Source organism: Staphylococcus sp. acrmy (assembly GCF_022690565.1).
Lineage (GTDB): Bacteria > Bacillota > Bacilli > Staphylococcales > Staphylococcaceae > Staphylococcus > Staphylococcus caledonicus.
This window is the reverse complement of the sequence record NZ_JALCVE010000014.1, coordinates 15,143-37,105: the sequence shown is the minus strand read 5'-3', so window position 1 is coordinate 37,105 and position 21,963 is coordinate 15,143. Positions and strand designations below refer to the sequence as shown.

Genomic DNA, 21,963 nt, shown 5'->3' with positions numbered 1-21,963 from the left:
GGAAAGAAAAGGTTGAATTTATTATTCCAAAAAATCAAAATTCAGATTCAATTGATATACATCATAAACAAAAAGTAAGTCGTTAATGTTCAAGACATGGATCGAATATAATTTTAAATTTGAATTTTTTCTATCCCAAACTAAGTAAATATTTTTACTTAGTTTTCTCTTTTTTTATCTTCAATCATTTTACTAACAATGGTTATCTTGAAAATAAAAATAAGCACTTAAAGTAAAAAGTGAACAAGAAAATAGCCACTTTTGTCTTAAAGCACGTTTTGTTTTTGGAAATATTACAAACATGGGAGTCTTTTTAAAGAGTATTTGACATGAGCATAAGGAAATCTAGTACCACCTTCGGTGGTATTCAGCATAGCTGAAAGATTTACCTTTTATTCGTTCTACTCAATTGTTCACCATAAATAGCTTAAAAGCTTTATATAAAGGTGATTATAAGCATTCTTATACATTGAATTAGAGGGTGTAATATGATACTTTATTACAGACTCTTTACAATTGTTACAAGACCATTTTGAATTGTCTGAAGACTCCTTTTTTTGTTGATTTCATAGGCTTCAGTCGTCGTCGAGACTCTTAAGAGTCTTAATTTTTTCAACCAAAGACTCTTAAGACTCCTACTTTTAGTATTAATATCGAAAATAAAATCACTCAAAAGTAATCTAAGCAATTCATTCATTTGTTTTACTTTTTGAATTTGATGAAATACCTTTTGATCAATATCGAATTCAATATTGATCACATTATTTGTTTTTAAGTTCAAAGAAAAAAGGAAAGAATAAAACAATTTCTGTACTTTTCTATGCTCAATTTGATTAAAAAGTGATTCGAAATGAAACTTATTTTAGCTTTTTATTAATTTAAAAATTTATAAAAAACGATAAAATACGTAATAAGATTCATTGAATGCTCATACTCCAAAATATTATTTTTTGACTTTTTATGATTCCGTAAATATCTAAAATCATAAAAATGAACGACATATAGAAGATACTTTTGAAGAAATATTGATGAGTATATTTATCACAAGTAACTTGAAATTGATTTCAATTCTTGAATTTTTCGTAGCTCTTTTATTCCAAAATTATAAATATAATGTTTTGATTTACTACCATATAGAAATAGCTCAAAGCAGTTTTGTAAGTCAAAATCATATTCGATTTTTAAATTTAGTTCACATTTGCGTTTTATGAGTCTTTAAATTAAAAATGTATAAAGAACACCTAAACACTTTAAAAAGTATTTTAAAATTGTAAATAGGGTATTTAAAATTTGATAACTCCTATGATAATTTTTATTAAAAAGAAGAGTTTTTGATGATTGATTTTTTAAAAAATAATTCAAATACTTTTTCACAACCTATGATTTTGGCATCTATTCTTTTTGTTTTTGCAGGTCCTTTAGGGGCATTTTTAGGAGTGGTTATTGGACTTTTACTTGGTAGAAAGTTAGATAAAAATGGAAATTAGACACGCATTTATACTGAAGAAATTTATTGTGCGTTGAGAAGAACCCTTAACTAAACTTGTAGACGAATGTCAGCATAGCGTGAGCTATTAAACCGATTATTCGACAAGTTTTGGGATTGTTAAGGGTTCGAGGCTCAACGTCAATAAAGCAATTGGAATAAATAAATCTTAGTTGATTTCTGGGATATTCCATTCGATTTCTATTAGGTTTCTTTCGCTTCCATGACTTTCTGATTTTATTTCTTTGAAAATTATTTCTGCTATTCTACCGTGATTATTTATTAATATTGCTAAATCTTTTATAGTGAAATCTCTAATCCAGCTACTAGTATCTAGTCTTTTTATTATATTTTCAGGGTTTTTTAAATTTTCTTGTAATTCATAATAAATATCGTTGTCTTTGTAATTTTTTATTCTAGCTATTTTTATTGTACCTGCTTCCATAATTCTTGCTATTTCGTTAGAAGCAACTTGCAATCTCATTTTGAATTCGTATGATAGTTCTCCAATTGTAAACTCTCCGTTGTTATTCGAAGGGTCTACTTTTTTAGTTCCTCTTTCGCTCTTATCTTTGTAGTATAATTCTTTGCTTGCATGATCTTTTTGATTTAACGCTGTGAATAAGTTTTTGTTATTTGGATTTTTTTCGGTTTTTTTTAGTATTAGTCTTTCTCTTTCTTCTTGGAGTATAGGAGTATTAGTACTACCTTTTCTTATAAAGGATAGACCCTCGAATAAAGATGATTTTTTTATTTTTAGTTCTTTTTTTAATTCGTAAGGTGTTTCTAAATTATTAGAGTTTATAGCTATGTATCCTACTTTTTTATCGTTATATTCTATTTGACCGGTTTCTATTTTTGGTCTCGGTTTGACATATACGTCAATAATATTTTGATAATGTCCATCGTCGAACATTTCTTTTTTTAATCCTATTATTTTTTTATCATCACTTACTCCAAAGATTATAAATTTATTTTCGTTATAAGAATCTATGCTATTTAACATAGCAAGGATATCTTTAATAAATTCGTCTTTTTTTTCTTTTGTATACTCTATTTGTTTGTAGTCTAATCTGCTATTTTCGTTTGGTAGTTCTTTTAAAATTTCTTTGATTTCATTTTCAATAGTCATGATTATTTTCTCCTTGAATTTTAAGCGAGTTTCTTCTTGTCTTGATACTATATAGAAATAACGTTCTTTTTTTAATAGGGATAGACACTTGTACATTAACTTGAATGATTTAAAAAATTTGAGGTTATTTATATTTTACTAAAATCAAGTTTGTTATTGTTACTTTTTAATGTTTATTTAGACATAAAACGACTTATCGGAAGTTATATGTAACTCATCTAGTACAGATGATATAATATACAGGTCGCCTATCTCTCAGGCGTCAATTTAGACGCAGAGAGGAGGTGCATATCAGATGGTCGAAGCTCTTGTTCACATCACGACCACAGTCATCAGTGGTTGTATTGTTGCTTTATTTACGCATTGGCTACGTACACGTAACAATAAGAAAAAATAGGCGATATTAGCCAACACCTAAAAACCCCCTCACTACTCGCAATAGTGAGGGGGTTGGTGCATATAATGCACGAAGCTCTTGTTATCTAAATTATAACACTGGTTAGTAGAGGAATGCAAAATTGAAATTATGAAATATAAAGGGGATAGAATCTGAAAATGAGTATTGTTAAAAACGAAAATGAAGAAGCAGTTATTGCTATATTAAAATTCGTACATCCAAATTACGCAGAAGATTTTGAAAATGACAATTTATACTTCAATAATCTTCAGAGATTTCATGAGATTGAACATGATGAAATAGGGGATAAATTAGAAGGAGTTATTTCAAACAAACTAGGAAATAAATATGCACCGAATGATGAAGTAGAGATGTATATCAGAAATTTAGAAGTTCCTAATTCCAAAATTCACAAAGTAAATGTAAAAGAGGTAACTTTGAAAAATACTTCAGATATTGTTAAAGAGTTTAAGATCTGTTGTTTCTCAATAATAAGGCTGAAAGATTTAGTTGAGTGTGATGATGGTAAGTATAGGTTAAATCAAGAATTTGTACGAAAAATGAATGGTATAATTGATAATAGAAATATATACGTAACTATTCATTTAAAAAATTTCATAAATAAATTGGTCAGAACATTTTCGGAGAAGGATACATATTTTAAAGCAGCCATTGTTAAATATTTCGAGGATAAACACCCTTTATTCTATAAAATAGAAAGTGGCGAAAAACTTATAGTTAAAGACTTTATAAATGCTAGTTTTTATAAAACTAGTCAATATGATAGTCAAAAGGAATACAGAATTCTAACATATAAACTAAAAGAAAATAAGCTTAAAATCGAAGGTCTGTATGACAAATTTCAGAAATTAGAAAATTTAAAACAACTTGCAATTAATTTTTATACAGAAGAAGAATATAGAAATTTAAATAAATGACAAATTTAAGTACACCTAAAAAATCCCCTCACTACGAAAATAGTGAGAGGATTGGTGTATCCATACTAGAATTCTTATTAACTGTATTATAACGCTAGATAGTAGAGAAATGCAAAATTATAAAGTGTGTTGAGTTAGATTAGACATTTTTCTTTTTAAAGACAAATACTACTAGAATTAAGCAAATAATAATATAAACAATATTACCAATAAATAATTCATGCAGTTCTAATTTTGTGAATTTTTTCATGCTTTTATCTACAATTTGAATCATAATATTCATCATATTGATAGGGTTCCATTTTAACCATTCCCATTTATCTATAACAATTGTTAATATACCTGACAAAATTGAAGTGGCAAAATAAAATACAATACCAACAGCAATAGAAACACCAGGACTTTTCATTGCACATGAAATTAATAAAGTGACACTTAAAACTAACCAAGTTCCGACATATGTACCTAACCCAGTTAATAACATTTTACTTAACAACGATAACTCATCTCCCTTACTTTCAAGGAGATTAATATCATTGAAGAAAATAGACCATAAAATAATTCCTACAATAATGCTAATAATAAAATACAGTAATGAAAAAATTACTAATGTAATAATTTTACTGATAATAATATTTGTTCTTGTATATTTACGATAGAGAAGGTTTTTAATTGTACCATGATAAAATTCCATTGAAATAATGGTGCTAGCTTGAATAATTAATAAAAAGATAAACCATGAAAATCCGCTAAAAGCTGATTCAATAGACGATTGCGGAGAAAAAATATCATCGTATTTTTTCGAGATTATAGCTTGAATAACCATTAATAATATAATGATAATTGGTATAATAAATGTTGATTTCTTTTTACATAATTTAAAACATTCTTGTTTAATTAAAGTTCCCATTTTATGATTGTTCCTCCTTATCAATGATATTTAATAATACATTTTCTAAATCGTTATCTTCATATTGACTTAATTCTTCTTCTGTAGTTTCAGTAACGAGTTTACCTTTGTTAATGATAAGGATAGAATTTGTAATTTTTACTAATTCACTTAAAATATGACTAGAAATTAAAAAAGTAATTCCTTCTTGTGCTTTTTTTACAATAAGCTCTCTCACATCTCTCACAGCTTTAGGATCTAAACCATTCATAGGTTCATCTAAAATAATTAACTGCGGTTGATTTAAAAAAGCTATTGCAATACCTAATTTTTGTTTCATACCAAGAGAATATGTTTTTGCTTTGTTATGTATATAATCATCCATATCAAGTTGAGAGACAATTGTATCAATATCGTGAGTATTTTTTGTTTCATTTAATAGTTTTAAATTGTCATATCCTGACATGAAAGGATATATTCCAGGATTTTCAATCAATGCACCAACATTACTTTTTTTATTCTTATTTTCAATGATTCTAAATGTCCCATCTTGATAGCTTGAATAACCTAATATGACTTTCATTAAAGATGTTTTTCCTGCACCATTTGCACCCACAAGACCAATAATCTGTCCTCGCTTTAGATTTAAAGAAATATCTTCAAGAATAGTCTTATTACCTATCTTTTTTGTTAAATGTTCTACTGTTAAAACATCCATACAATTATCTCCTTTTTAATTATTTATATATATTATAAATCTAAACTTAATTTACCATAAAAGATAATTTAGTTAAAAGATGTATATTATGGGCACGCTCTAAATAAACAAAAATAGTCCTCTTATTAAAATAAGAGGACTATTTTTGTTTAAAATTATTCAAGACCATTCGCTTTCTAACATACTCATTTGCCATAAATTATAATATTCTCCATTTAATTTTCTAAAGTCTCTTTTTTCTCCTTCTTTTATAAATCCAATCTTTTTGTAACTTTTAATAGCTGATTTATTAAAGGCAAAAACACCTAATTCAATTCTGTGTAGTCCCAAATCTTCAAAAGCCTTTTTCAATAATTTCTTTATTATTTTAGGGCCTAATCCTTGGCCACGCATTTGCGGATCACCTACTAAAACTTTACTTAACGTGGCGGAACAATTTTTAAAATCTATATTATTTAAAGCAATATGACCTATAATTTTTTTTGAATTATTTTCTTCAATGATAACTTTATAAATTATTTTACTAGAATTTTCTTTATTTGTGTCTTTAATATATTCCTTTAATTGTTCTTCATCTAGGGGATAATTAAAATCTGTACCTGCCCATTTGACTAAAAGTTCAGGAGAGTTTATCCAGTTTATTAATAAATCAAAATCTTTCTCCTCAAAATATTCAAACTTAATCAATAAATTACTCCTTAAATAATAGGTTATTAACTATAAAAATTCAGTGAATGTTGCAATATAAACAACCACTACAATTTTTTGATACTTTCTTCATCAACTTTCTATCTTAAATTTTCGATTTTTTATAAAGCGTTTTGTATTATCTAAATAACTCTTTACAATTTACTGATTTTTAAGCTTTTGCTAATAGATTTATGCAACTTTAATATTATAAGTAAATCTATGCACTTCATCATTAAATTTAAATTCTGCCCAAATTTTATACATCCCTTTTTTAGGAAAATGAGCATAAAAGGTTGTAGAATCAGGTGATTCTGGGTGAACATGAATATAATCAGTTAATTGCTCATCAAATATAATCACATGTCCTAAAGCTCCTAAATAAGGTTGGGGAGTTAATTCTGTATTGAAAGTTAAAGGGACATGTTCATCTTCTTTAGCACTTATAGAATTTAAAGTTACATGAACTCCTTTGTTAACTTTTACCCAATTTTTATCAGAATTTAAAGATGTTGTAGAGGTTATTTTATCTCCAATTTGCAGTTCAATAGGATGAACGGAATACACATGGTTTTTTGGTGTAACATCAACAAAAGCCTGGTAAGTTCCTGGCTCTAATTGTTGGTTAATTATAAATAAACCTTCATGCTTTTTTTGAGGGTGTAGGTGGTAATATTTCTCCATGTCATTAGATACTAAAACGAAATGCATTTCTTTTTCATGCATAGTATCTAATAATGGGGCATTATTAAATTCATCTTCTAACGTAATTTCTATATTACCATCTCTATATACAACATTTGCTTTAATTTCGGGTTTGTTTGAATGATATTCATGATTATGATTCATATTTTTATCCTCCTTAATTTTTAATAAGGGCATATCATTAAACGATATGCCCAACTATTTAAATTATTTAATTACATCGTAACCTTGATCTTCAATAGCTTCTTTAAAGTCGTTGAAAGCTACTTGATTTTCATCAAATTCAACTTCCACATTCCCATTCGCCAAGCTTACTTCTGAAGATGTTACACCATCTAATCCATTTAATGCTTTTTCAATTGAATGCTTGCAATGGTCACAGCTCATACCTTCTACATTAATAACTTCGTTAGTCAATGTTGTCACCTCCTTTCAAGAAATATAAGATTCTTATAATTTCATACGTTTTAGACGTAAAGCGTTTGTGACAACACTTACAGAACTTAAAGCCATTGCTGCTCCCGCAACCCAAGGTGCTAGCAGACCAATTGCTGCTATAGGGATACCTGCAACATTGTAACCAAACGCCCAAAATAGATTTTGGCGAATATTACGAATTGTAGATTTACTTGCTTTTATTGCTTTTGGAATTAATAAAAGGTCTCCTCCTAAAATAGTTATATCAGCAGCTTCGATTGCAACTTCTGTACCTGTACCAATGGCAATACCAATATCTGCTTTAACTAGTGCTGGAGCATCATTGACACCATCTCCAACCATAGCTACTTTTTTACCTTCAGATTGAATTTCTGCTACTTTAGAAGCTTTTTCTTCTGGTAAAACCTCTGCAATAATCGTGTCTATACCAACTTGTTTTGCTATTGCTTGTGCGGTACGTTTGTTATCACCAGTTAACATAGCAACTTCAATACCTAATTCATGAAGTTTTTGAATAGCTTGTTGGGCAGTATCTTTAACTGTATCAGCTACAGCGACAACCCCTCTCAATTCGTTATCTACGCTTATAAGCATTGCAGTTTTTCCTTCTTTTTCAAATTGAGCGAGATTTGTTTCAGCTTCATTAGTTTGGATTCCTTTTTCACTCATTAGTTTTCGATTTCCGACAAAAAGTTCTTTACCATCAATTGTTGCATTTATACCGCGCCCTGGTATAGCTTCAAAATGGTCTACTTCTAAAAATTCTAATGATTTTTCTTTAGCATAACTTACGATAGCTTCAGCTAGTGGGTGTTCAGAACCTTTTTCTGCACTAGCTAACAATTGTAATGTTTGATCATCTCCACTAAAATCAGTGACTTCAGGTGTGCCATTTGTTATAGTGCCAGTTTTATCTAAAACAACTGTATTAATAGCGTGTGTACCTTCAATGTGTTCTCCACCTTTAAATAGAATGCCATTTTCAGCAGCTTTTCCGGTACCCACCATTATAGAAGTAGGCGTAGCTAAGCCTAACGCACAAGGACAAGCGATAACTAATACTGCTATTGCAGCAACTAAGGCTGGTTCAAATTGTCCCGGCTGAACTAATGAAATCCATATAATAAATGTGAAAATCGCGATACCTACAACGATAGGTACAAAATATCCAGAAATAATATCTGCTAGTCTTTGTATTGGCGCTTTAGAACCTTGCGCTTCTTCGACAACTTTAACAATGGAGGCAAGAGCTGTATCTTTACCAACTTTTGTTGCTTCAACAGTAATTGCTCCATTTTTATTCATTGTTGATCCTATAACATTATCATTTTGCATTTTTTCAACAGGAATAGATTCACCTGTCAACATTGACTCGTCAATTGAAGTCATACCTTTAATTATTTTGCCATCTACTGGTATTTTTTCTCCTGGTTTGATAACTAAATAGTCTCCTTCTTTTACCTCACTTAAAGGAACCATAGTCTCTTCACCGTTGCGTAATATACGTGCTTCTTTAGCTTGTAAATTCAACAATTTACTTAACGCATTTGTTGTTTGTGTTTTAGCACGTGCTTCTAAATACTTTCCGAAAAGAATTAAAGTAATTAATACAGCACTTGTTTCAAAATATAGGTGTGGCTCATAATTTGTATTAATTAACCACTTAATCGATTCATAAATACTATAAAAGAAGGCTGCGCTTGTACCTAAAGCGACAAGAACATCCATATTTGCTGACCCATTACGAAGGTTTTTATAAGCGCCTACATAAAATTGCCAACCAATAACAAATTGAACAGGCGTTGCTAATACAAATTGGAACCACGGGTTCATAAATATATGTGGTATTTGAATACCAAATAAATGAACGAACATTGTCATTAACAATGGAGCTGCTAAAACAGCTGAAACAACTAATTTAATTAACTGTCGTTTTAATTGTTTTTCTTTTTGGGAACTTTTTTCTGATGCTTCTTTTTTAGGTTGTGCCTCATACCCTAGGTTTTTAATACGTTGTTGAAATTCATCTACAGACGTCATATCAGGGTTGTATTCTACAGTAGCACTTTCTGTGGTTAAATTAACTGTAGCCTTATTTACACCTGAGATTCGATTTAAAACTTTTTCGATTTTATTCGAACAAGCTGCACACGTCATTCCCATTACATCGAGATCCACTTTTTCGGTTAAAACTCCATAACCTGTTTTTTGAATTGTATTTGCAATATCTTCTAATGATGTAACATTGGGGTTATATTCAATTGTAGCTTTCTCTGTAGAAGGATTTACATTAGCGTTAACTTCATCTAATTTATTTAGATTTTTTTCTACTTTATTCGAGCAAGCTGCACATGTCATGCCTGTGATACCTAATGAGGTTTTTTTAATATTTTCACTCAATTATTTCTTTCCTCCTATTTTGAAAATTGTTTTAATACAACCATCAATTCTTTGATACTTTCTTCTCCGTTGCCATTTTTAATACCTTCACTTACACAATTAGATATATGGTCTTCAGTTACTATAAAACCCACTTGTTTTAGGGCTGATTGTATTGCTGTTATTTGTACTAGTACATCTATACAATATCTATCTTCTGCTATCATTGATTGTAAACCGCGCATTTGTCCTTCTAATCTTTTGAGTCTATTGAGCAATGCGTCATTGTTTTTAACAGTAGTAGTGTTCAATTTCACCCCTCCTCATATACCCTAACGGGGTATCTCTTGTTGGAATCTATATTATACCCCTAGTAGGTATAAGTCAATACAAAAGTTTCATATAAAAAATTAATATTTATAGTTTGTTTTAAGAGGTACACTTGTATAAAATGTATGCTAAAACTTATATTAGGAGAGATATATTTGGATAAAAATATACAACTTGAGCTTTACACAAGACCTACATGCTCTGATTGCCAAGAATCAAAAAGGTATTTAAACTCTCAAGAGATTAGTTATAGTCATAAAGATGTAAGTCAAAATTTGGACTTAGAAGAAGAAATGAAAAAAATATCAGGCAACCGAATTGTTCCCTTATTTGTTTTTTATAAAAAAATTTTTTGGGGTAAAAAAAAGTTGTTTAAATATTACGTGGGATTTGAAAATAACAAAAAAGATATATTAAATATATTGGAATAATTAAATAAACAGCCATTATTAAAAAATAATGGCTGTTTATTTAATGATGATGTTGACTGTCTTCTTCTTTCACGATACAAAACAATTTTTCACTATGATTATTGTTAGAAGTTTCAGTCTGTATTGTGACATGTTGAATATTTTGATGATTGAGTTCATGTTCTATACGTTTAAGTAAAAACTCATTTTCAGTAATGGTCATTGTATCTTCTACAACAATATGACAAGATAACGCGTTTAATCCGCTAGTTACTGACCAAACATGAAAGTCATGAATATTTTTAACTTCTTTGAATTTTTTAATAGTTTTAATAATGTCTTTTGTATTTATATTGCTTGGTGCTCCCTCCATTAATACATGAAGACTTGATTTTGTTACATAAAAGCCGCTACGTAGTACTAAAATTGCTACAATCACACTTGCTAAAGGATCCGCCCACCCCCATCTAAAAAATATAATGAGAAGGGCTGCTATAACTGCACCTATAGATCCAAGCATGTCGCTTATTACATGCAAATATGCTCCACGCATATTTAAGTTTTCTTCTACATCGCTCCCGCGCAGCATTATCCAAGCCACAATAATATTAATAAACAAGCCTACCAAGGCGATAATTAACATGCCTGTAGAAGCTACCTCAGGGGGGTTTTTAAATCTCTCAATAGCTTCATAAAAAATATAGATAGCTATTAACATCAAAGTAATACCATTAAGTACAGCTGCTAGTATTTCAAACCTTTTGTAGCCAAAAGTTTTATTTGTATTAGCTTGCTTCGCTCCTAAAGTAAATGCAATTAAAGCAATACCTAAAGAAATAGAATCACTTAACATATGACCAGCATCTGAAATTAACGCAAGACTGTTAGTAAAGAAACCACCTAACCCTTCTACAATCATGTAACTTGTAATAATAATAAAACTAATTAATAAAGTCTTTTTGTTCGCGCCATGTGTATGATTATGATTGTGATCGTTTTCCATTTAATCCCTCCTCTTTTTAATGATGAAAAATATTTTCTATAATTTGAATTTTTGTTTTTATAACTATAGAGTTAAAAAATATAAAATTTCAATTAATGTTTTGTTACTCGAAGAAAATCATACTAACTTATGAATATATGAGCATATATTCATAAGTTAGTATGATTTTTATCCTTTGTCAATATAGAAATGCTTTGTATTTTGTATATTAAATAAAAACCCTACTTTGCTTTGGACAGTAGTGGGATTTTTGCATATGATAAACCACACTTCACTTGCTAAATATTAACTATATTATAATTAACAAGTGATAATTTCTTTTTAGAGAAAATAATGTATTCACGCCTTTAGGCGTGAATACATTATTTTTTTTTGAATAGTTTAGAAAAGATAGATTGTTTTTGTTCATTTTTTTTTGATGCTTTTGGAGTAATGATATCTTCTTTTGAATCTATATTATCAGTTTCTATTTTTTTGGTATTACTTAATATATTTTGGCTATTTAAATTCAAAGATTGTTCTTGTTTTAATGCAATTGTTAAATCGTCAATTTGTCGATTCTTTTGTCGAATTTCTGATTCTAAATGCTCTATGTATTTATCGATATAACTGCTATATTGGTTATTTAATGATTCTGTTTTGTTTGTCGATTTTTCATCAAATTTTGTCGATTCTTTTGTCGTTTTTTTATTTAAAATTGTTTTTAGATAATCTATTGTATTATCAGGTTCTGTTGCAAAGTAAAAAATATAGCTAACCACTAATTTATCATGTCAGTGTTCGCTTAACTTGCTAGCATGATGCTAATTTCGTGGCATGGCGAAAATCCGTAGATCTGAAGAGACCTGCGGTTCTTTTTATATAGAGCGTAAATACATTCAATACCTTTTAAAGTATTCTTTGCTGTATTGATACTTTGATACTTTGTCTTTCTTACTTTAATATGACGGTGATCTTGCTCAATGAGGTTATTCAGATATTTCGATGTACGATGACAGTCAGGTTTAAGTTTAAAAGCTTTAATTACTTTAGCCATTGCTACCTTCGTTGAAGGTGCCTGATCTGTAATTACCTTTTGAGGTTTACCAAATTGTTTAATGAGACGTTTGATAAACGCATATGCTGAATGATTATCTCGTTGCTTACGCAACCAAATATCTAATGTATGTCCCTCTGCATCAATGGCACGATATAAATAGCTCCATTTTCCTTTTATTTTGATGTACGTCTCATCAATACGCCATTTGTAATAAGCTTTTTTATGCTTTTTCTTCCAAATTTGATATAAAATTGGGGCATATTCTTGAACCCAACGGTAGACCGTTGAATGATGAACGTTTACACCACGTTCCCTTAATATTTCAGATATATCACGATAACTCAATGCATATCTTAGATAGTAGCCAACGGCTACAGTGATAACATCCTTGTTAAATTGTTTATATCTGAAATAGTTCATACAGAAGACTCCTTTTTGTTAAAATTATACTATAAATTCAACTTTGCAACAGAACCAATATAATCATGTCGATCAAGAAGAAGTTATCGAAAAACATATTAATCAAGTAGATAGAAATGATCATGACAATCGTATTGAACATGAAAATGAACAAACTAATCACATTAATTTACCAACGATAAATGCTAGTGACTTTCTTATGTACTATGCGAACGAAACTGAAAAGCAAAACAATATTAATCATCAGAAAAAGAAGAAGAAACAAGAGAGAAATAACCAAATGAGAAGATAGTAAGCAGTTGAAATCATACAAAGTTCATTCTTTAATAATAAGAAACTTAACCCAATGTGGTAAATTAGCTTTGGTTTAAAGAAAACATTTATATACTTAGATAAGGTACATTCTATGTATTATCACAATGTATTTTAAAACGTGTATAATTATAGAAAAACCTTGATATTATGCGATTGTTCACATATTTCAGCATAAAAAATACTAATGTTCATAAATATCGATAGAAAAAATTGAGTTTAAATATATCTTAAAGTTAGGGAGAAAAATAATTTGGAAACAAAAATTGGACATCAAATACAAAAGTTAAGAAAAAGTAAAAACATGTCTCAAGAAAAATTAGCTGAAAAGTTAGGGGTATCGAGACATTCTATTTCTAATTGGGAAAGAGAAGTAAGTAATCCCGACTTAAAAACAATTTTAGAAATCACTAAATTATTTAATGTTTCTCTAAATCAATTAATTAAAGGAGTGGAAATCATGCAAGTTAATAAATATGTTTACTCTGCATTAGCATTTTTTCTAGGAGGTTTCGGGGCTCATAAGTTTTATGTTAAGAAAAATAAAAATGCTCTTCTTTATTTACTATTTTGTTGGACGGGAATACCGGGTGTGATAGGTATGGTAGAAGGTGTTTTAACACTTATGCGTCCGAGCGATAGTGAAAACAATATAGAAATAAATTAAACCAAAAATAAAAAGCCGATGTATCGGATTTTTTTTAGTGTACATGTGAATATTAAAAATGATGGAGTGATTTCACATGAACACATTCGTTTTCGGCGTGATTACAAAGCGATTAGAAGAAATAGGTTTTAATGTACACAAGGTGTTTAAAATGCCCGAAAAACAGGCACTATTTGAAGATTTGTACCATTATGTGAGATACGTTAAACCATGCAAGGCTGAACTAACAATGGTGGCATTAGATAGTGATGAATTGATTCATTACGGTTCTGTTGCAAAGTTAGATTTATAGTATAATTTTAACAAAAAGGAGTCTTCTGTATGAACTATTTCAGATATAAACAATTCGATAAAGATGTTATAACTGTAGCCGTTGGCTACTACTTAAGATACGCATTAAGTTATCGTGATATATCTGAAATATTAAGGGAACGTGGTTTTGATGTTCATCATTCAACCATTTATCGATGGGTTCAAGAGTATGCACCTATTTTCTATCAACTTTGGAAGAGAAAACATAAAAAAACGTATTATAAGTGGCGTATTGATGAGACATATATCAAAATTAAAGGACAGTGGTGTTATCTGTATCGCGCGATTGATGCAGATGGACATACATTAGATATTTGGTTACGCAAAAAACGAGATCATCAATCAGCATATGCGTTTATTAAGCGCCTTATTAAACAATTCGGTAAACCTCAAATGATAATTACAGATCAAGCACCTTCAACGAAGGTAGCCATGGCTAAAATAATTAAAGTGTTTAAGCTGAAACCTAACTGTCATTGCACATCTAAATATCTCAATAACCTCATTGAACAAGATCATCGTCACATTAAGGTGAGAAAGACAAGATATCAAAGTGTCAATACGGCAAAAAATACACTCAAAGGCATTGAATGTATTTACGGATTATATAAAAAGAACCGTAGGTCTCTTCAGATCTACGGATTTTCACCATGCCACGAAATTAGTTATATGTTAGCTGGTTAGGCGAAGACTGACACAATAAAATGGTGATTAGCTATATTTTTCTAACTTTGCAACAGAACCCTTAATTTCATAGAACGGCGAAATTAATACATGTTAGTCAGCTAATTGAATACTTACATTATAAGAGAGTAGTTAACTTTATTTTTAATTTGCACCAGAACTTTTTAATGTATTATTTCATCCTTGAATAAATCACCCCATTCGCATATTGCATAAACCACCTTATCTAGCTTGTAGCCTATAGATGTCAGCTTATACTCCACTTTTGGGGGAACTACAGAATAAATATGTCTTTCAATAATTTGGTCCTCTTCTAATTCTCTAAGTTGTCTTATTAGCATCCTTTGATTGACATGCGGCAACTTTTTTTGTAGCTCACTTAATCTCAATACTTTGTCTTGAAGTAAATGAAAAATTATAGGGATCTTCCACTTTCCTCCGATAACACATAAAGCTAAATCTTTAGAAGTGAAAAATTCTTTTCCTTTATAATACAATTTTCATCCTTCTTTCTTCTATAATATTAGAATTTACATTGTTAATGCGGAAGATTATATAATCTTCCGCATTAACTGCTTATTTATATCTATTCTAAATTGGCATGATTATTTTGCATAGTTGTTTCATCAACATCTAATTGTGTCATTAGTCCAATGACTACACTATCTAAAAAGATTTGTGATGATTGTTCAAACAAACTACCTAACGGTTGATCAGACCCAGTAGCATCGTGTTTTGTACCTGCTGGTAATTCAACTACTGTGTCTGCAATTTCACCAATTGCAGAATCTAGTTTAGTTGTTAGTAATACCACTTCTGCTTCAACTGATTTCGCTTTATCTGCTAATAAGCGAAGGTGTTCTGTTGAACCCGAACCAGAAATCACAATAAATAAATCACCTTTTTGAATTGATGGTGTTGTTGATTCGCCAATAACAAATGCTTGCTTGCCTAATTGATTGAGTCTCATTGCAAAACTATTTGCAACGAATCCAGAACGACCCTTACCTGCAACAAATATGCGTGATGCTTCAGTTACTTCTGATGCAAATCCATCAAACTCTTCATCTTTAACATGAGATAAAGTACCCTTTAACTCATCTAAAATTAATTGATAATGATTAAAAGTTGCCATCATTATTTACCTTCAATAGCGTCACGACATTGTTTAGCTGCTTCTACAGGGTCATCAGCATTTGCGATACCGCCACCAACAATTACTAAGTCAGGTTCTTCTGCAACAATTTCTTTAATTGTATCTGGTTTAATACCACCAGCAACTGCGACTTTAGAATTTTTAATTACTGATTTAACTTTACGTAAGCTATCTAATGGAGATTGTCCTTCAGCTTGTAAATCATAACCAGTGTGCACTGCAATATAGTCAGCACCCATTTCATCTAATTCTTTCGCACGTTTTTCTAAATCTTGTACAGCAATCATATCTACTAATAATTGTTTGTCATTTTTATGTGCTTCTTCAACTGCTGCTTTAATTGACGCATCTTCTGCTACACCTAAAATTGTTACAACATCAGCGCCGAATTTAACAGCTTGGCTTACTTCATAGTCTGCTGCATCCATGATTTTTAAGTCTGCTAATACTTTAGCATTGCTTATATTTTCATTTAAATGTTGAACGGCAGGTAAACCTTCATTAATCACAATTGGTGTACCAATTTCAACAATATCGACATATTCTTCTACTTTTTTCGCTAATTCTGCTGCTTCTTCTTTATTTAATAAATCAATAGCTAATTGTAATTCCACTATAATTCATCCTTTCATTAATTTATACCTTTATTTTGACATAATTATCAATAAATCAATACTGACAAAATTGGCATATAGGGAATGTCAGCTTATCTAAAGGGGGTGACTATTTTTTCAGTATGAATAATATTACACTGTAGTGTACAGTTGGAATTGTAAATATAAGACTAATAATTACAAATTTGGAGGCTTTTTAGATGACTCATATTCAATTAGATTATGGTAAGACTTTAGAATTTTTTGGAGAACATGAATTAGAACAACAAAAAGATATCGTGAAGACATTACACAAAACGATACATGAAGGAACTGGTGCAGGAAATAATTTCTTGGGTTGGGTAGACCTTCCAATTGATTACGATAAAGAAGAGTTTTCAAGAATTGTAGAAGCTTCTAAACGTATTAAAGTAAATTCTGACGTGTTAGTTGTTATTGGTATTGGTGGCTCATACCTTGGTGCACGTGCTGCTATTGAAATGCTAACATCTTCATTTAGAACAAATAATGACTATCCTGAAATTGTTTTTGTAGGTAATCATTTATCATCAAATTATACAAAAGAATTAGTAGATTATTTAGCTGACAAAGATTTCTCTGTAAACGTCATTTCTAAATCTGGTACAACTACAGAACCAGCAGTTGCATTCCGTTTATTCAAACAATTAGTTGAGAATAAATATGGCAAAGAAGAAGCTAAAAAACGTATCTTTGCTACAACAGATAAACAAAAAGGTGCATTAAAACAATTAGCTACAAATGAAGGTTATGAAACATTTGTAGTCCCTGATGATGTAGGTGGCCGTTATTCAGTGTTAACTGCTGTAGGTTTATTACCAATCGCAGCTGCAGGTATTAATATTGAAGCGATGATGATTGGTGCAGCAAAAGCACGTAAAGAATTATCTTCTGACAAATTAGAAGAAAATATTGCTTATCAATATGCAACAATCCGTAACCTTCTATATAGCAAAGGTTATACAACTGAAATGCTTATCAACTATGAACCGTCAATGCAATATTTCAACGAATGGTGGAAACAATTATTTGGTGAATCAGAAGGTAAAGACTTTAAAGGTATTTATCCTTCAAGTGCTAACTACACTACTGATTTACATTCATTAGGACAATACGTTCAAGAAGGTCGTCGTTTCTTATTTGAAACAGTTGTAAAAGTGAATCATCCAAAACATGATCTTACTATTGAAGAAGATAGTGACGATTTAGATGGATTAAATTATCTTGCTGGTAAAACAATTGATGAAGTTAATACAAAAGCATTTGAAGGTACATTATTAGCACATACAGATGGTGGCGTACCTAATATCGTTGTTAATATTCCACAATTAGATGAAGAAACATTTGGCTATGTCGTGTACTTCTTCGAACTTGCATGTGCTATGAGTGGTTATCAATTAGGCGTAAATCCATTCAATCAACCTGGTGTAGAAGCGTATAAACAAAATATGTTTGCTTTACTTGGTAAACCAGGATTTGAAGATATGAAAAAAGATCTTGAAGCAAGATTGTAGGTTATAAACTATAAAGAAATGAGAGGATACAATGTCTAGTAATATTGGAATTTTAGGTTTAGGTGTTATGGGGAAAAATCTTGCGTGGAACATCGAGGATAAGAAATATTCTGTGAGTATTCATAGTAGAGATAATAATGAAATTAATGATACTATTCAAAAGTCTCATTATCAAAAGATATATCCTGCGTATAACTTGAAAGAATTTGTAGATTCATTAGAAAAACCCCGTAAAATTTTGTTGATGATTAAGGCTGGTAGTCCTACGGATAACATGATAAATGCCTTACTTCCATTATTAGACGATGAAGATATTTTAATTGATGGTGGTAATACAAACTATCAAGATACAATTCGTCGAAATAAAACATTAGCTGAAAGTGGCGTTAATTTCATTGGTATGGGCGTATCAGGTGGTGAAGTAGGCGCTTTAACTGGTCCTTCATTAATGCCTGGTGGTCAAGAAGCCGCTTATAATAAAGTCAGTGATATCTTAGATGCCATTGCAGCTAAAGCGCAAGATGGTGCATCTTGCGTAACATACATTGGCCCAAATGGTGCAGGTCATTATGTGAAAATGGTTCATAACGGTATTGAATATGCAGATATGCAATTAATCGCTGAAAGTTATACAATGATGAAAGACTTATTAGGTATGAGTCATACTGAAATTTCTCAAACATTCAAAGATTGGAATGCTGGAGAACTCGAAAGTTACTTAATAGAAATTACTGGTGATATTTTCACTAAATTAGATGAAAATAATGAACCATTAGTAGAAAAAATATTAGATACTGCTGGTCAAAAAGGTACAGGTAAATGGACTTCTATTAATGCATTAGAATTAGGAATTCCATTAACAATTATCACTGAATCGGTATTTGCTCGTTTCATTTCATCCATTAAAGAAGAACGTGTTAATGCGTCTAAATCATTAAATGGACCACAAGCTTCATTTGATGGTAATAAAGAAGAATTCTTAGAAAAAATCAGAAAAGCATTATATATGAGTAAGATTTGTTCTTACGCTCAAGGCTTTGCGCAAATGAGAAAATCGAGCGAAGATCACGAATGGAACTTAAAATTAGGTGAACTGGCAATGATTTGGCGTGAAGGTTGTATCATTCGTGCACAATTCTTACAAAAAATTAAAGATGCTTACGATAATAATCCAGAACTTGAAAACTTATTATTAGATCCATACTTCAAAAATATTGTTACAGATTACCAAGATGCATTAAGAGACGTCGTAGCAACAGGCGTTAAAAACGGTGTACCGACACCAGGATTCTCTGCAAGTGTGAACTACTATGATAGTTATCGTTCTGAAGATTTGTCAGCTAATCTTATCCAAGCACAACGTGACTATTTTGGTGCACATACTTATGAACGTAAAGACCGTGAAGGTGTGTTCCACACACAATGGGATGAAGAGTAATATAATTACTGTTACGGAATGAAAACCAGAAACTAGCTAATCAAGTAAAAGGGGGGAACTGCTTTGGATAAAAATTTATCATCATTAATAACAATATTTGGCGGAACAGGAGATTTAAGTTACAGGAAATTGCTACCTTCTATTTTTAATCTTTATAAAAAGGGTCACTTTAAGAAATTAGTTATCATTTCTACGGGTTTAGAGGATATAAGTGATGAAGAATATAGAAGTAAAGTAAAACAAATTTTATTAAGCCAAGAAAATTTTGAAATGGTGAACTTATTTTTAGATAACATATTTTACTTTCAACAAAATGTTGAAGATAAAACAAGTTGGAATAAATTAAAGGAACTTTCCAATGATATTGATAAAAAATATTGTTTGGATGGCAATAGATTATTTTACTTAGCAATGAATCCTCAATTTTTTAAAATTATAACTCAAAGCATAAGCCAATCAGGTCTTTCTGATACAAATGGATTTTCAAGATTAATAATAGAAAAACCATTTGGAAAAGATTTGAAATCTGCCGAAGACTTAAATAAACACATAAGACAGTATTTTAAAGAAGAAGAAATATTTAGAATAGATCATTATCTAGGTAAAGAGATGGTGCAAAATATTGAATCTTTACGTTTTGGTAATACAATATTTGAACCATTGTGGAACAACAAGTATATATCAAATGTTCAAATAACTCTATCGGAAACTTTAGGCATTGAAGATAGAGGCCAATACTATGATTCTACAGGAGCGCTTAAAGATATGGTGCAAAATCATGCACTACAAATACTTACTCTTATTGCTATGGAGAAACCCGAAAGCAGAAATAGTAAAGATATTAGACTAAAAAAAATCGAACTTTTAAACAATATAAAATTTTTGAAAGGGGCTGATGTACACAAATATTTTGTTAGAGGACAATATATTAATGGTATTATTAATGAAACTCCGATAATGTCATATCATGAAGAAAAAGGTGTTAATAGTGATTCAACAACAGAAACATTTGTAGCAGGGAAATTACTCATTAATAATGATAGATGGAAAGGGACACCGTTTTATATTCGTACAGGAAAGCGTTTAAATAAAAAAGCAATAGAAGTTGTTATAGAATTTAAAAAATTAAATAGTAAATTAATCTATGAAAATGATAATGAAGATGTTGATTGTAATTTAATGGTAATAAATATAGAACCTAATGCCCAAATATCACTATATATTTATGAAAATAAATCAACTAGAAATAATAGAAACCATAATATACAAATCTATAACTTAATAGATAAAAAACAAGTAGTGGATGCTTATGAATCACTTATATGTGATGCTTTAATAGGAAATCAAACTAATTTTGTACATTGGGAAGAACTTAAACATTCATGGGAATTTATAGATTATATAAGTACTGAATGGAAAAAATCTAACGTAACAATACCACAGTATAAACCAGGAAGTTTTGGACCTAAAGAAAGTGATCAATTACTTAAACAAGATAACTTTGAATGGTGGAATAATCTATAAAACGTAAATATTGCAAAACACTATATAGGAGAAGTTAAATGAATATTCTAATAGTATATGCGCACCCTGGACCTCAATCTTTTAATAGTAAACTTAAAGATATTGCACAAACAGTATTGAAGGAGAATGGTAATAATTGTCGTTGTATCTGATTTGTATAAAATGAATTTTAACCCTGTTGCTCAAAAATCTGATTTTAAATATTTAAAAAATAATAACTTTTTTAAATATCCTATAGAACAAGAGCATTCTTACAAAAATAATATATTAAGTAAGGAAATTAAATCTGAATTAAGCAAACTATTGTGGGCGGATATTATTATTTTTCAATTCCCTTTATGGTGGTCGAGTGTTCCTGCAATATTAAAAGGATGGTTTGATAAAGTTTTAATATATGGAGGGATTTATGGAGGGGCATATGGGAAGTTTAAGAACGCCAGATTATCTAATAAAAAAGCTATTATAAGTACAACAACTGGTTCATCAGGAGATATACACAAACAAGTACTATTTCACATTAGTCATGGAATAGTTGAATATACTGGAATGCAATGTTTAGATACATTAATCGCATATGAAATTGATAAAGATCAAAATAGTAGAGATGAGTATATAGAATTTTTTAAAAACAAAATAAAGTATATTTAACCAAATTGAAATACGGAGTAGAGAAATAAAAAAGCTAAGTCATTGATTTATTAAAGCATAAAACACTTGTATGGGCTATTATAGGGAAGTATTCTCAGAATGTGT

26 protein-coding genes and 1 pseudogene are annotated in these 21,963 nt (G+C 30.0%); 13 read left to right on the top strand and 14 right to left on the bottom strand.

The genetic code is table 11. The features are described 5' to 3' along the window. Window positions 1-1,334 precede the first annotated feature (1,334 nt). Window positions 1,335-1,487: a hypothetical protein gene (locus tag FH144_RS11450; protein WP_002489624.1), complete on the top strand. Its 153-nt coding sequence runs from the start codon at window positions 1,335-1,337 to the stop codon at window positions 1,485-1,487. A 168-nt stretch (window positions 1,488-1,655) separates the two neighbouring features. Here FH144_RS11450 and FH144_RS11445 read toward each other — a convergent pair whose 3' ends face one another. Beyond that, entirely contained in the window at window positions 1,656-2,618 is a 963-nt protein-coding gene (locus FH144_RS11445; RefSeq protein WP_002489619.1) for an ATP-binding protein, read from the bottom strand. A 295-nt stretch (window positions 2,619-2,913) separates the two neighbouring features. Between FH144_RS11445 and FH144_RS11440 the strand changes: the two genes are divergently transcribed. Together FH144_RS11440 and FH144_RS11435 are read left to right on the top strand one after the other, a co-directional pair. After that, window positions 2,914-3,015 carry a type I toxin-antitoxin system Fst family toxin gene (locus tag FH144_RS11440; RefSeq protein ID WP_000228874.1) on the top strand — a complete coding sequence of 34 codons (102 nt, stop codon included), beginning with the start codon at window positions 2,914-2,916 and terminating at the stop codon, window positions 3,013-3,015. A gap of 158 nt (window positions 3,016-3,173) precedes the next feature. Then, entirely contained in the window at window positions 3,174-3,953 is a 780-nt protein-coding gene (locus FH144_RS11435) for a hypothetical protein (RefSeq protein WP_002505091.1), read from the top strand. 139 nt (window positions 3,954-4,092) lie between these two features. Here FH144_RS11435 and FH144_RS11430 read toward each other — a convergent pair whose 3' ends face one another. The 7 genes from FH144_RS11430 to FH144_RS11400 all read right to left on the bottom strand — a co-directional run bounded on the left by FH144_RS11430 (window position 4,093) and on the right by FH144_RS11400 (window position 10,080). Next, window positions 4,093-4,863 (bottom strand): ABC transporter permease, encoded by a 771-nt coding sequence (locus tag FH144_RS11430; protein WP_002505092.1) that lies wholly within the window; start codon window positions 4,861-4,863, stop codon window positions 4,093-4,095. A gap of 1 nt (window position 4,864) precedes the next feature. Further along, window positions 4,865-5,560, bottom strand: a complete 696-nt coding sequence (locus FH144_RS11425) for an ABC transporter ATP-binding protein (protein WP_002505093.1) — start codon at window positions 5,558-5,560, stop codon at window positions 4,865-4,867. A gap of 159 nt (window positions 5,561-5,719) precedes the next feature. Continuing rightward, window positions 5,720-6,247 carry a GNAT family N-acetyltransferase gene (locus FH144_RS11420; protein ID WP_001831394.1) on the bottom strand — a complete coding sequence of 176 codons (528 nt, stop codon included), beginning with the start codon at window positions 6,245-6,247 and terminating at the stop codon, window positions 5,720-5,722. Between the two features lie 192 nt (window positions 6,248-6,439). Then, a complete protein-coding gene (locus tag FH144_RS11415) occupies window positions 6,440-7,096 on the bottom strand; it encodes a hypothetical protein (RefSeq protein WP_001831384.1) in 657 nt (218 codons plus the stop codon). 63 nt (window positions 7,097-7,159) lie between these two features. Beyond that, complete coding sequence (copZ, locus tag FH144_RS11410; RefSeq protein WP_001831373.1) at window positions 7,160-7,369, bottom strand: copper chaperone CopZ; 210 nt, start codon at window positions 7,367-7,369, stop codon at window positions 7,160-7,162. 33 nt (window positions 7,370-7,402) lie between these two features. Then, window positions 7,403-9,790, bottom strand: coding sequence for a heavy metal translocating P-type ATPase (locus tag FH144_RS11405; protein WP_001832797.1), 2,388 nt, complete (start codon window positions 9,788-9,790; stop codon window positions 7,403-7,405). Window positions 9,791-9,804: 14 nt separating this feature from the next. Then, entirely contained in the window at window positions 9,805-10,080 is a 276-nt protein-coding gene (locus tag FH144_RS11400; RefSeq protein WP_001831396.1) for a metal-sensing transcriptional repressor, read from the bottom strand. 174 nt (window positions 10,081-10,254) lie between these two features. Between FH144_RS11400 and FH144_RS11395 the strand changes: the two genes are divergently transcribed. Next, window positions 10,255-10,530, top strand: coding sequence for a glutaredoxin family protein (locus tag FH144_RS11395; RefSeq protein WP_001831374.1), 276 nt, complete (start codon window positions 10,255-10,257; stop codon window positions 10,528-10,530). A 40-nt stretch (window positions 10,531-10,570) separates the two neighbouring features. Here the strand turns inward: FH144_RS11395 and FH144_RS11390 are convergent, their stop codons facing one another. From FH144_RS11390 to FH144_RS11380, 3 genes are all read right to left on the bottom strand, one after another. Further along, entirely contained in the window at window positions 10,571-11,512 is a 942-nt protein-coding gene (locus tag FH144_RS11390; protein WP_001831389.1) for a cation diffusion facilitator family transporter, read from the bottom strand. Window positions 11,513-11,874: 362 nt separating this feature from the next. Continuing rightward, window positions 11,875-12,273, bottom strand: a complete 399-nt coding sequence (locus FH144_RS11385; protein ID WP_002449932.1) for a hypothetical protein — start codon at window positions 12,271-12,273, stop codon at window positions 11,875-11,877. A gap of 23 nt (window positions 12,274-12,296) precedes the next feature. Then, the gene (locus FH144_RS11380) at window positions 12,297-12,971 is read right to left on the bottom strand and encodes an IS6-like element IS257 family transposase (RefSeq protein ID WP_058586762.1); all 675 of its coding nucleotides are present in this window, start codon (window positions 12,969-12,971) and stop codon (window positions 12,297-12,299) included. 58 nt (window positions 12,972-13,029) lie between these two features. Between FH144_RS11380 and FH144_RS11375 the strand changes: the two are divergent. The 4 genes and pseudogenes from FH144_RS11375 to FH144_RS11355 all read left to right on the top strand — a co-directional run. Then, window positions 13,030-13,263 (top strand): annotated as a pseudogene (locus FH144_RS11375) (MobA/MobL family protein); the annotation flags it as partial. 273 nt (window positions 13,264-13,536) lie between these two features. Next, window positions 13,537-13,950 (top strand): NINE protein, encoded by a 414-nt coding sequence (locus FH144_RS12130; protein WP_000448282.1) that lies wholly within the window; start codon window positions 13,537-13,539, stop codon window positions 13,948-13,950. Window positions 13,951-14,026: 76 nt separating this feature from the next. After that, complete coding sequence (locus FH144_RS11360) at window positions 14,027-14,242, top strand: hypothetical protein (RefSeq protein ID WP_002449614.1); 216 nt, start codon at window positions 14,027-14,029, stop codon at window positions 14,240-14,242. Window positions 14,243-14,271: 29 nt separating this feature from the next. After that, complete coding sequence (locus FH144_RS11355; RefSeq protein ID WP_002449609.1) at window positions 14,272-14,946, top strand: IS6 family transposase; 675 nt, start codon at window positions 14,272-14,274, stop codon at window positions 14,944-14,946. Window positions 14,947-15,110: 164 nt separating this feature from the next. On the opposite strand, the gene FH144_RS11350 is transcribed toward FH144_RS11355, so the two are convergent. From FH144_RS11350 to hxlA, 3 genes are all read right to left on the bottom strand, one after another. Further along, complete coding sequence (locus FH144_RS11350; protein ID WP_002505086.1) at window positions 15,111-15,443, bottom strand: winged helix-turn-helix transcriptional regulator; 333 nt, start codon at window positions 15,441-15,443, stop codon at window positions 15,111-15,113. 89 nt (window positions 15,444-15,532) lie between these two features. After that, window positions 15,533-16,081 (bottom strand): 6-phospho-3-hexuloisomerase, encoded by a 549-nt coding sequence (gene hxlB / locus FH144_RS11345; RefSeq protein WP_015387319.1) that lies wholly within the window; start codon window positions 16,079-16,081, stop codon window positions 15,533-15,535. A 2-nt stretch (window positions 16,082-16,083) separates the two neighbouring features. Further along, window positions 16,084-16,716 carry a 3-hexulose-6-phosphate synthase gene (gene hxlA, locus FH144_RS11340; protein ID WP_002449613.1) on the bottom strand — a complete coding sequence of 211 codons (633 nt, stop codon included), beginning with the start codon at window positions 16,714-16,716 and terminating at the stop codon, window positions 16,084-16,086. A gap of 200 nt (window positions 16,717-16,916) precedes the next feature. Between hxlA and FH144_RS11335 the strand changes: the two genes are divergently transcribed. The 5 genes from FH144_RS11335 to FH144_RS11315 all read left to right on the top strand — a co-directional run bounded on the left by FH144_RS11335 (window position 16,917) and on the right by FH144_RS11315 (window position 21,858). After that, window positions 16,917-18,248: a glucose-6-phosphate isomerase gene (locus FH144_RS11335; RefSeq protein WP_002449611.1), complete on the top strand. Its 1,332-nt coding sequence runs from the start codon at window positions 16,917-16,919 to the stop codon at window positions 18,246-18,248. A gap of 31 nt (window positions 18,249-18,279) precedes the next feature. Further along, on the top strand, window positions 18,280-19,686 hold the full coding sequence (gndA, locus tag FH144_RS11330; RefSeq protein ID WP_002449612.1) for an NADP-dependent phosphogluconate dehydrogenase: 1,407 nt from the start codon (window positions 18,280-18,282) through the stop codon (window positions 19,684-19,686). A 63-nt stretch (window positions 19,687-19,749) separates the two neighbouring features. Beyond that, the gene (zwf, locus tag FH144_RS11325) at window positions 19,750-21,210 is read left to right on the top strand and encodes a glucose-6-phosphate dehydrogenase (RefSeq protein WP_002449615.1); all 1,461 of its coding nucleotides are present in this window, start codon (window positions 19,750-19,752) and stop codon (window positions 21,208-21,210) included. A gap of 38 nt (window positions 21,211-21,248) precedes the next feature. After that, on the top strand, window positions 21,249-21,362 hold the full coding sequence (locus FH144_RS11320) for an NAD(P)H-dependent oxidoreductase (protein ID WP_017175388.1): 114 nt from the start codon (window positions 21,249-21,251) through the stop codon (window positions 21,360-21,362). Next, window positions 21,337-21,858: an NAD(P)H-dependent oxidoreductase gene (locus FH144_RS11315; protein WP_015387321.1), complete on the top strand. Its 522-nt coding sequence runs from the start codon at window positions 21,337-21,339 to the stop codon at window positions 21,856-21,858. The genes FH144_RS11320 and FH144_RS11315 overlap by 26 nt, the downstream gene beginning before the upstream one ends. The last annotated feature ends 105 nt before the right edge of the window (window positions 21,859-21,963 follow it).

Excerpts from the sequence above, each read along its gene's own strand:
- FH144_RS11450 (WP_002489624.1), top strand. The coding sequence starts at position 1,335 with ATGATTGATTTTTTAAAAAATAATTCAAATACTTTTTCACAACCTATG.
- FH144_RS11445 (WP_002489619.1), bottom strand. The coding sequence starts at position 2,618 with ATGACTATTGAAAATGAAATCAAAGAAATTTTAAAAGAACTACCAAAC.
- FH144_RS11440 (WP_000228874.1), top strand. The coding sequence starts at position 2,914 with ATGGTCGAAGCTCTTGTTCACATCACGACCACAGTCATCAGTGGTTGT.
- FH144_RS11435 (WP_002505091.1), top strand. The coding sequence starts at position 3,174 with ATGAGTATTGTTAAAAACGAAAATGAAGAAGCAGTTATTGCTATATTA.
- FH144_RS11430 (WP_002505092.1), bottom strand. The coding sequence starts at position 4,863 with ATGGGAACTTTAATTAAACAAGAATGTTTTAAATTATGTAAAAAGAAA.
- FH144_RS11425 (WP_002505093.1), bottom strand. The coding sequence starts at position 5,560 with ATGGATGTTTTAACAGTAGAACATTTAACAAAAAAGATAGGTAATAAG.
- FH144_RS11415 (WP_001831384.1), bottom strand. The coding sequence starts at position 7,096 with ATGAATCATAATCATGAATATCATTCAAACAAACCCGAAATTAAAGCA.
- FH144_RS11390 (WP_001831389.1), bottom strand. The coding sequence starts at position 11,512 with ATGGAAAACGATCACAATCATAATCATACACATGGCGCGAACAAAAAG.
- FH144_RS11380 (WP_058586762.1), bottom strand. The coding sequence starts at position 12,971 with ATGAACTATTTCAGATATAAACAATTTAACAAGGATGTTATCACTGTA.
- FH144_RS11360 (WP_002449614.1), top strand. The coding sequence starts at position 14,027 with ATGAACACATTCGTTTTCGGCGTGATTACAAAGCGATTAGAAGAAATA.
- FH144_RS11355 (WP_002449609.1), top strand. The coding sequence starts at position 14,272 with ATGAACTATTTCAGATATAAACAATTCGATAAAGATGTTATAACTGTA.
- hxlB (WP_015387319.1), bottom strand. The coding sequence starts at position 16,081 with ATGGCAACTTTTAATCATTATCAATTAATTTTAGATGAGTTAAAGGGT.
- FH144_RS11335 (WP_002449611.1), top strand. The coding sequence starts at position 16,917 with ATGACTCATATTCAATTAGATTATGGTAAGACTTTAGAATTTTTTGGA.
- gndA (WP_002449612.1), top strand. The coding sequence starts at position 18,280 with ATGTCTAGTAATATTGGAATTTTAGGTTTAGGTGTTATGGGGAAAAAT.
- FH144_RS11320 (WP_017175388.1), top strand. The coding sequence starts at position 21,249 with ATGAATATTCTAATAGTATATGCGCACCCTGGACCTCAATCTTTTAAT.
- FH144_RS11315 (WP_015387321.1), top strand. The coding sequence starts at position 21,337 with ATGGTAATAATTGTCGTTGTATCTGATTTGTATAAAATGAATTTTAAC.